This is a genomic window from Holdemanella sp., assembly GCF_056804935.1.
On the sequence record NZ_DBMEXE010000049.1, the window covers coordinates 1 to 9,309 of the forward strand.

General features: G+C 35.5%; 7 protein-coding genes. 5 read left to right on the forward strand and 2 right to left on the reverse strand.

The genetic code is table 11. The features are described from left to right. Both ACZQCL_RS03720 and ACZQCL_RS03725 read left to right on the forward strand, forming a co-directional pair. Positions 1 to 1,091: M23 family metallopeptidase (locus tag ACZQCL_RS03720; protein WP_482481876.1), on the forward strand; the 1,091-nt coding region annotated here is incomplete at its 5' end. After that, positions 1,088 to 2,395 carry an RsmF rRNA methyltransferase first C-terminal domain-containing protein gene (locus ACZQCL_RS03725; protein ID WP_337618390.1) on the forward strand — a complete coding sequence of 436 codons (1,308 nt, stop codon included), beginning with the start codon at positions 1,088 to 1,090 and terminating at the stop codon, positions 2,393 to 2,395. The genes ACZQCL_RS03720 and ACZQCL_RS03725, both read left to right, overlap by 4 nt. A 14-nt stretch (positions 2,396 to 2,409) precedes the next feature. Here the strand turns inward: ACZQCL_RS03725 and ACZQCL_RS03730 are convergent, their stop codons facing one another. Continuing rightward, the gene (locus ACZQCL_RS03730) at positions 2,410 to 3,603 is read right to left on the reverse strand and encodes an FprA family A-type flavoprotein (protein WP_118115038.1); all 1,194 of its coding nucleotides are present in this window, start codon (positions 3,601 to 3,603) and stop codon (positions 2,410 to 2,412) included. Positions 3,604 to 3,762: 159 nt separating this feature from the next. Here ACZQCL_RS03730 and nagA point away from each other — a divergent pair, with 159 nt between their 5' ends. Next, positions 3,763 to 4,902 carry an N-acetylglucosamine-6-phosphate deacetylase gene (gene nagA / locus ACZQCL_RS03735; RefSeq protein WP_288522801.1) on the forward strand — a complete coding sequence of 380 codons (1,140 nt, stop codon included), beginning with the start codon at positions 3,763 to 3,765 and terminating at the stop codon, positions 4,900 to 4,902. A 28-nt stretch (positions 4,903 to 4,930) separates the two neighbouring features. Here the strand turns inward: nagA and ACZQCL_RS03740 are convergent, their stop codons facing one another. Continuing rightward, the gene (locus ACZQCL_RS03740) at positions 4,931 to 5,674 is read right to left on the reverse strand and encodes a DeoR/GlpR family DNA-binding transcription regulator (protein WP_482481877.1); all 744 of its coding nucleotides are present in this window, start codon (positions 5,672 to 5,674) and stop codon (positions 4,931 to 4,933) included. Between the two features lie 140 nt (positions 5,675 to 5,814). Here ACZQCL_RS03740 and ACZQCL_RS03745 point away from each other — a divergent pair, with 140 nt between their 5' ends. Together ACZQCL_RS03745 and ACZQCL_RS03750 are read left to right on the forward strand one after the other, a co-directional pair. After that, on the forward strand, positions 5,815 to 6,483 hold the full coding sequence (locus tag ACZQCL_RS03745) for a transaldolase family protein (protein ID WP_118115035.1): 669 nt from the start codon (positions 5,815 to 5,817) through the stop codon (positions 6,481 to 6,483). Between the two features lie 123 nt (positions 6,484 to 6,606). Further along, positions 6,607 to 9,159, forward strand: coding sequence for an ATP-dependent Clp protease ATP-binding subunit (locus ACZQCL_RS03750; RefSeq protein WP_227992293.1), 2,553 nt, complete (start codon positions 6,607 to 6,609; stop codon positions 9,157 to 9,159). Positions 9,160 to 9,309 lie beyond the last annotated feature (150 nt).

The following is a 9,309-nucleotide window of genomic DNA, read 5'->3' on the forward strand; positions in this document are numbered from 1 at the left end:
TCGATACAATTCATGAAGATAGAGCTAGTTTTTTATCTTTAAAATGTAGGGATATTGCGATGGATGTTACATCTAAAAAAACGGATTTACGGATTGAAATGGATAAACAAGAAAAGTGTGTGGATGAGCTTGAACGTAGGTATAAACATAAAAAGAATTATTATGAATTGAAAAAAATGGAATATGGCTTGGAATTACAAACGATTCAAAGAAACAACTCCATTTTGTATCCATATAAGATTCAAAAGAATTTGGCGTTGTACTTTGATGAATATAGAAATGTTGAAGTAGAATATTTGAAACATAAAAAACAGTTCGATAAGAATCAAAATACGTTATTGTTATATGATGAATATCTTGAGAGATTATCGAATTGTCAAAGTCGTTTATTAAAACGGTTTTCACATTTAGCACAAATCAATGAATCTGGGCAACATAATGAAGATTCTATGATTTCAGGAACTGAGCATTTGCCTGATTTTGGTGGTTATGAATCATGGCAACAAAATGGTATGTCTTGTTTGGTGGATGGAAATTATGAAATTGATTCGTACAGTTCTTTTTGGCAAAATCCAGTTGAAAATGGTACAATCAGTGCTGGATGCTGGTCCTATCCGGAGGGAGGTCTTCATTTAGGTTTGGATATCGCAAGTGCCATGTATAGTGATGTGTTAGCGGTTGCTAATGGTATCATATTGTATGCCCATGCACCAGTGGATTCGAACAATGGATATTTAGGAAATTGGTGTGGATGGCCAAATGGTGGTGGCAATACCATTTGTATGGTGGTTGCCGTAAATGATAGACTTTATGCGATTAGTTATGCGCATTTATCCAATGAAATCTATGTGACAAGTGGCCAGCAAGTCAGTCAAGGTACAGTTATAGCGAAAAGTGGGAACAGTGGCAATTCAACGGGGCCTCATACGCATGTAGAGGTGTTTGAATTAAAACAGGATCTCAATTCGATCGTAGAATATTTTAGAAACAGCGGTGCTGATTTTTCTTTTGGATGTGGCTATAGTGAGGCTGCAACATGCTCAGGCTATGCATGGCGCATTGATCCTGAGACCGTTTTGGAGGGTGTATGAGTCAAGAAATGTATTTTTCTCGCATGCAGAAATTATTAAAAGATGAATATAATGCCTATATTGAATCTTTATCGAAACCTTTATATCGTGGTATGCGTATAAATTTAAAAAAGGCAGAATTGGATGAATTTGATCATTTGGATCATCCAAGTCAGTTTTGTAAGGAAAGTTATTATGTAGATAAGCCGTTGGGAAATCATCCTTTCCATATTTGTGGTTGTTTTTATCTGCAAGAACCAAGTGCTTCAAGCGCTGTTGAAATCTTGGATGTACAAGAAGATGATTATGTATTGGATTTATGTGCAGCACCAGGTGGAAAGAGTACGCAGATCGCATCACATTTAAAAAGTGGGTATCTAGTATCGAATGAAATTGATGCGAAGCGTGCCCAAATCCTTTTGTCTAATATTGAGCGTATGGGTGTGAAAAATGTGGCAGTAACCAATACAAGTGTAGATAAGCTTACGAAGGTGTTTGATGCTTGTTTTGACAAAATTTTAGTGGATGCACCTTGTAGTGGTGAGGGAATGATCAAAAAACATGATATTGCCCTAAATAATTGGAGCATTGAAAATATTGAACTTTGTGCGACTCGTCAAAAAGAAATATTAGAACATGCCTATTCTATGTTGAAACCGGGTGGTACTTTGGTGTATTCAACTTGCACATATGCTTTAGAAGAAGATGAAGATGTTGTCTTAGATTTTTTAGAAAAACATGCGGATATGGTCTTGGTGGATCCTGAAGTTTCGTGGGGAAGAAAAGGGTTTAAAGACTTGAATGTGCGTCGTATCTTTCCAATGGATGGTGGTGAGGGTCATTTCATTGCGAAATTCAAGAAACAATCAGGTGTTGCAGGTAAACTTCCAGTTCTAAAATCAAAAAAAATAGATAAGATTACTGAGAAATTTTTGAAGGAACAATTGAATACATTGCCAAACTATTACTATATAGATAAGGATAGAGTATATGGAATGGATGTTCCGTTTGTGGATTTTAAAAAGGTAAAAGTATTACGTCAAGGCGTATATTTGGGGGATGTCATTAAGAATCGTTTTGAGCCAAGTCATTCTTTTTATATGGTTGCAGATTTTGACTATAAAAGAAAAGTGGATGTAATTCTAGAAGAAATGGACCTTTTTATGCATGGTGAAGTTTTACAAAAGGAATGCGAAAAAGGGTATGTGGCTGTATGTTTTAAGGGACATCCGTTTGGCTTTGGCAAGAGTGATGGAAAACAAATCAAAAATAAGATTCCTAAAGGACTTCGTTTATTGCCAAATTCACATGTAAATATAGACTAAAAAAGCCAGGAAATTTATTCCTGGCAATTTTTTGCGATTTCTTTTGCGACATTAAAATAGTCTTCTAATTGATCATCACTTGGTGTGTAGCATTGATTGATCACATCGTGGCATGATTCGATTCCAGATTGTTGCATTCTTGTATCGATTTCTTTGGCTACTTGGTTAAACCATCCGTATGCGGCAAAGGCCAACCCTTTTTTGTTTTTAAATTTACATGGACGAATGTGTTCAAGGAAAGCGGCTACGCTTGGTGCCATGACATTGTTGTAGGTTCCTGATCCAATACATACAACTTTGGCATCCATGATTTCACGCATCACAATACTTGATTTTGTATCCGATAATTTATAGACTTTTACATCCATACCAGCATCGCTGAATCCTTCGGCTAAGCTTTCGGCAATCTGTTGCGTATGTTTCCATACAGATTCATATACAATTACGGCTTTATTTTCTACTTTTTGAGCAGCGATACCTTTATATGTTTCAATAATATCTGCAATATAGTCTTTCCAGATAATACCATGTGCCGGCATGATATATTCAATGTCTAAATTCATGCCTAGAATTAGGTTTAATTTAGCTTGCACTGGTGTTGTATATGGTAAAACAATGTTCGCAAAGTATTCTTTAGCTTGTTTTAAACAATACGCTTTATCCAATCCTTCATCGGTTAGATTAAAGTTTACAATGTGCTGTCCAAAGGCATCGTTTGAGAATACAGTTTTTAACTGTGGACAATATGTCAACATGTTGTCTGGCCAGTGAATCATCTGCATTTCGACAAAGACAAAGTCATATTTTCCTGTGTTGATTGTATCATTTGTCTTTACGACCTGATATGGAACTTGGTCAAAATATTGTTCAATCATATTCTTCTTTCCAGAAATAGATGCGTAAACTTTTGCGTTTGGATATTTGGCATATACTTTTTTAAATCCACCCGAATGATCTGGTTCTGTATGTTGAACAACAATATTGTCAATTTCTCTTCCTTGAAGTACGGATTCAACTCTTTCCAATAGTTCTTCTGTGAATTCTTCTTCGACTGTATCAAAAAGTGTGACTTCATCATCTACAACTAAGTAGGCATTATATGTACACCCTTCATCAATTGGATATAAATCACCATGGAAGTGGCGGTTATTTAAGTCTCTAACCCCAACCCAGTACACGTTATCTATAATTTTTTTAGCTCTTTTCATTTTTGTTCACCTCTTCCTCTATTTTAGAATTATTTAGAGAATATGTCTATTCATTTGCATCTTTTATATTTTTTGAATAAAAATTATAAAAAGTCAACTAAAAAGTGTAAGTGTTTTCTTTTATAAAGAGTATAATAATAGTTAGGAGGAATTGTCGATATGATTATTCAAAGTAAAAGAATTTGGGTCGTAAATACATGGTTGGCAGCCCAAGTTGAAGTAGAAGAAGGAAAGATTGTAAATATCTATCCATATGGAGAAAAAGATGTAGATGAAGATTATGGAGATAAGAGAATTGTCCCAGGATTTATCGATGTACACACACATGGTGCTTATGGATTTGATACAAATGATGCGAATGAAGAAGGTCTTCGTAACTGGATGAAAAACATTGTTAAAGAAGGTGTTACAGGTATTCTTCCAACAACAATCACACAGTCTGAAGAAGTTTTGACAAATGCGGTTAAAAATGTTGCGAAAGTTGTTGAAGAAGGGTATGAAGGTGCAGAAATTTTAGGTATTCACTTTGAAGGACCTTATTTGGATCAAGTATATAAGGGAGCACAACCTGAACAGTATTGTGTAAAACCAGATCTTGAACAATTTAAACGTTACTTGGCAGCTTCTAATAATTTAATTAAAATTGTGACTATGGCTTGTGAACACGATGATAATTTTGAATTAACTAAATTCTTACGTGCAAATGGAATTGTATGTAGTCAAGGTCACTCAGGAGCTACTTTTGAACAGGCTCGTTTAGCCATTGCGAATGGTGCAAACTCAATGACTCACGTATTCAATGGTATGACTAAATTCCATCACCGTGAACCAGGATTGGTTGGTGCTGCCATGCGTTATAGAGATGTATATGGTGAAATTATTTGTGATGGAAACCATTCAACTTATGAAGCATTAAATGATTACTTTACAGCTAAAGGTCCTGATCACTGTATCATGATCACTGACTCATTGATGGTTAAGGGACTACCTGTTGGTACAAAAGTATTGTTTGGTGGAAACGAAATCGAATTATATCCAGATGGAAGTGCACACTTAACAGATACGAAAGGTCTTGCAGGATCTACATTGCATGTCAATAATGGACTTCGTATTTTAGTAGAAAAAGCAATGGTTCCTTGGCAAACAGCTATCAATGCTTGTACATTGAACCCAGCTCGTATGTTGAATGTAGATGATCGTAAAGGATCGATTCAAACTGGAAAAGATGCAGATTTAGTTGTATTAAATGATGACTATTCTGTTGAAATGACTTATACAAAGGGAACAAAAGCGTTCTAACAAGAAAAGCACATTGATAATCAATTTTTCAATGTGCTTTTATAATGTTTTTGACATGTATATTGGATTCTAATTTATCGTCTGTAATGATCATGTCAAAATCATCAATATTGGCTATTTTTGACATATACTTCTTATGAAATTTTGTATGGTCTACCATACAAATTTTTTTATTGGAAGAATCAAGAATCGCTTTTTTAACTAAAGCATCACTCATGCTGGGAATGGATACGCCATAGTCTAAGTCAAGGCCTAATACGGAGATAAAGGCTTTATCAATATAATAGTTTTGAAAGAATTGAATGGTACTTTCAGATAGAGCTGCCTGAGTTACAGGATTATAGACGCCTGGAGCCATAATGATTTTTGCCTTGGCATTTCGATCTACATATTGAAGAATTTTCCAAAAATTTGTAAAGATTGTGATTTTTTTATGGTGTATACGTTTAAAGAGCTCAAGGCAGGTTGTACCACAATCTAAATAGATAGAATCTCCATCTTGAATGAGTGTACTGGCGTAAATCGCGATCTCTTTTTTATCCGATTGTGACATACCTTCTTTGATTTCAAAGGAAGGCTCAGTTGAACTAGACTCATTGAGTGTGGCTCCTCCATAGCTCTTTGTGGCGAGTCCTTGGTTTTCTAGACTATCTAAATCTCTTCGTATGGTCATTAAGGAAACGGAGTATACTTTTGCGAGTTCACTTACTTGTACGGTTTTATCTTTTTTTAGTTTTTCATAGATTTCATATCTTCGTTGTGTTGCGTTCATATTTTTATTAAAGCACAAAAAAGAACATAAAGAAACATGTTTTTTTGTGTTCTTTTGAAATAATTTGTTTGATGTGAAAAGGTTATTGAATCAAAATTTTTCTAGTGTTAGGATACAGATGAACTTAAGGAGGATCCATCATGGAATTAATTATCGATTCATCAAATATTGAACAAATTAAAGAACTAAATGAATTATTAACAATTACGGGTGTTACGACAAACCCTACAATATTAACGAAATCAAATAGAGAAGCAATGGATGTAGTAAAAGATCTTTGTGAGGTGTTGAGCGAAGATCAATTGTTATTTATTCAAACGGTACAAACTTCTTTTGAAGGAATTATGGAAGAGGCAAAAATGATTTCTTCCATTCGTAATAAAAATATGTATGTAAAGATTCCGGTTACACATGAGGGTTTAAGAGCTATTAAAGAATGTAAAAAATTAGGAATTCACACATTGGCTACTGCCATTTATACAGCGGATCAGGCTTTTTTAGCTGCAATGAATGGGGCTGAATATTTAGCACCTTATACAAATCGTATGTGTAATTATGGAGATGGTGTTCAGGATGTGAAAGACTTGATTGAAATGTTGAGAGTGAATCATATGCCAGCTAAAGTGATTGCGGCAAGCTTTAAAAATACATATCAAGTACATGAATTGATTAAGGCTGGAATTCAAGCTGTAACTGTTCCTTGTGATGTTTTATATCAAATGATCGATCATCCAGGAACAAAGATTGCGGTGGGTGAATTTAGCGTAAATTGGCAAAGAGCTTATAATCGTAATACATTGGAAAAGTAGAGAAATCTACTTTTCTTTTTTTAAAAATAATTAGCACTTAAGTGTTGACAGTGCCAAAAATGGTGTTATACTATCATTAGCAATCATAAAGAGTGAGTGCTAAGTACAAGGAGGTGCTTATTTATGAATATCGATCAAATGTCAGAGCGTTTGCAGAAGATTTTAATGGATGCCATTAATTTGGCAAAATCCAACCAACATCCAAGTGTAGATACTGTGGATATGTTGGAAACGATTTTTAAGGATGATGTATTGGACGGTTTGTTTGAGCGTATTGGCTTGGATAAAGGTCGTGCATTGCAGATGGTTCAACAAGAATCAAATCGTATCGCAAAGAGCTCGACAAGTAATATAAATTTATCAAATGAAGTCCAAAAATCATTTGAAGATGCACAAAACTGGGCGAGTCAACATGATGAAACTTATCTTTCTGTAGCTAGCGTATTCTTAGCTTTATTGTTTAATCGTTCTTATATTTCTAAAGAATTGGTAAGAACTTTTAACTTGAATAAGGATGCTTGCTACAAGGCTGAATTAGAGCGTCGTAATGGTAAAAAATTTGATACGCCAAATTCAGAAGAGAATGTAGAAGCTTTAAAGAAATATGGTCGTGATCTAGTTCAGGATGTGCGTGATGGTAAGATTGATCCAATTATTGGACGTGATGATGAAATTCGTCGTGTTATGCAGATTTTATCTCGTAAGACAAAGAACAACCCTGTCTTGATTGGTGAGCCAGGTGTTGGTAAGACAGCTGTTGTTGAAGGGATCGCATGGCGTATTATGAAGGGTGATGTGCCTGAGTCATTAAAAGAGAAACGCTTGATTGAATTGGATATGGGATCTTTGATTGCCGGTGCTAAGTATCGTGGTGAATTTGAGGAGCGTTTAAAATCCATTTTGGATGAAGTCAAAAAATCGGATGGACAAATCATCTTGTTTATTGATGAAATTCATAACTTGGTTGGTGCAGGTAAAACCGAAGGTAGTATGGATGCGGCTAACTTATTAAAGCCAATGTTAGCTCGTGGTGAACTACATTGTATTGGTGCAACAACATTCAATGAATATCGTAAATATATTGAAAAGGATGCGGCTTTAGAGCGTCGTTTCCAAAAAGTACAAGTTGCTCAGCCAAGTGTAGAGGATACAATCAGTATTTTGCGTGGATTAAAAGATCGTTTTGAAAGCTATCATGGTGTACGTATTTTGGACGAAGCTTTAATTGCGGCGGCTACTATGTCCGATCGTTATATCACAGATCGTTTCTTACCAGATAAGGCAATTGACTTAGTGGATGAGGCTTGTGCTACGTTAAAGGTTGAAATGGAAAGTATGCCTCAAGAGTTGGATGAATTACAGCGTAAGATTTTACAACTTCAAATTGAAAAGACTTCTCTACAAAAAGAAGAAGATAAAAGGGCTATTGAGCGTCGTGAAGAAATTGAAAGTGAATTAGCTTCTTTACAATCAAAGCGTGATGAAATGCATTCTAAGTGGGAAGACGAAAAACGTGGCTTGGCTAATGAAAAAGAGGATAAACAACGTTTGGAGAAGGCTCGTTTGGATTTAGAGCAAGCGCGTAATGAAGCTCGTTATGAAGATGCTGCTAAACTTCAATATGGAACGATTCCAGAATTAGAGGCTCGTATTCAAAAAGAGCAGGCAAGTCAAAAAGAGGATGCTTTGATTCAAGAAACGGTCAATGAAGAATTGATTGCGAAAATCGTTTCTAGATGGACAGGTGTTGAAGTGACTCGTTTGGTTGCTTCTGAAAGAGATAAATTATTGAATTTGAAGGAAGAACTTGAAAAACGTGTTGTTGGTCAAAATGAAGCTCTAGAACTTGTAACAGATGCAATCTTGCGTTCTAAAGCACAGATTCAAGATGAGAATCGTCCAATTGGATCGTTCATGTTCTTAGGTCCAACTGGTGTAGGTAAAACGGAGGTTGCCAAGGCTTTGGCTGAACAGTTATTTGATGATGAAAGACATATTGTGCGTATTGATATGAGTGAATACATGGAAAAACACAGTGTGGCACGATTAATTGGTGCTCCTCCTGGATATGTAGGATATGATGAAGGTGGTCAATTGACAGAGGCAGTTCGTCGTAATCCATATAGTATTGTCTTGTTTGATGAAATCGAAAAGGCGCATCCAGATGTATTCAATGTGTTACTTCAAATTCTTGATGATGGTCGTATTACCGATTCGAAAGGTGTTACGGTAGATTTTAAGAATACAATTATTATCTTAACATCTAACTTAGGTAGCCAATATGCCTTTGAATCTGGTGATGTACATGATAAATATATGGAAGAAGTAAAGCGTCATTTTAAACCAGAATTCATTAATCGTATCGATGAAATTATAGTGTTTAACGCATTAGATGATTCAGCCTTTATTAAGATTGCCCACAAGTTTGTCGGCTTGCTACAAAAGCGATTGGCTCAACGTGACATTACATTGAATGTAAGTGATGCTGTGTATAATCAGATCGCAAAGATGGGTGTTGATCCAGTGTATGGTGCTCGTCCTATGAAGCGTTATATTCAAAGAAATCTTGAAACACAGATTGCCAAGGAAATGATTAAGACTGGTGCTATGCAAGGGGATGTAATCAATGTAGATTGTCACAATGGCGAGTATACATTTGATATTCAAGGAAGATAGTGAAATATCTTCCTTTCTTTTCTTGTTTGGAGGTATAATAGTTTCAGGAAGTGTGCGCCAGTTCGGTGCCAAATATATAACTGGTGGGAATCCAGTCTGGTAAAACCTAGCAAGTTGCCAGTACCAAGTCCTTGGAGTACCAAAGGCTAA

Excerpts from the sequence above, each read along its gene's own strand:
- nagA (WP_288522801.1), top strand. The coding sequence starts at position 3,763 with ATGATTATTCAAAGTAAAAGAATTTGGGTCGTAAATACATGGTTGGCA.
- ACZQCL_RS03750 (WP_227992293.1), top strand. The coding sequence starts at position 6,607 with ATGAATATCGATCAAATGTCAGAGCGTTTGCAGAAGATTTTAATGGAT.
- ACZQCL_RS03725 (WP_337618390.1), top strand. The coding sequence starts at position 1,088 with ATGAGTCAAGAAATGTATTTTTCTCGCATGCAGAAATTATTAAAAGAT.
- ACZQCL_RS03745 (WP_118115035.1), top strand. The coding sequence starts at position 5,815 with ATGGAATTAATTATCGATTCATCAAATATTGAACAAATTAAAGAACTA.
- ACZQCL_RS03730 (WP_118115038.1), bottom strand. The coding sequence starts at position 3,603 with ATGAAAAGAGCTAAAAAAATTATAGATAACGTGTACTGGGTTGGGGTT.
- ACZQCL_RS03740 (WP_482481877.1), bottom strand. The coding sequence starts at position 5,674 with ATGAACGCAACACAACGAAGATATGAAATCTATGAAAAACTAAAAAAA.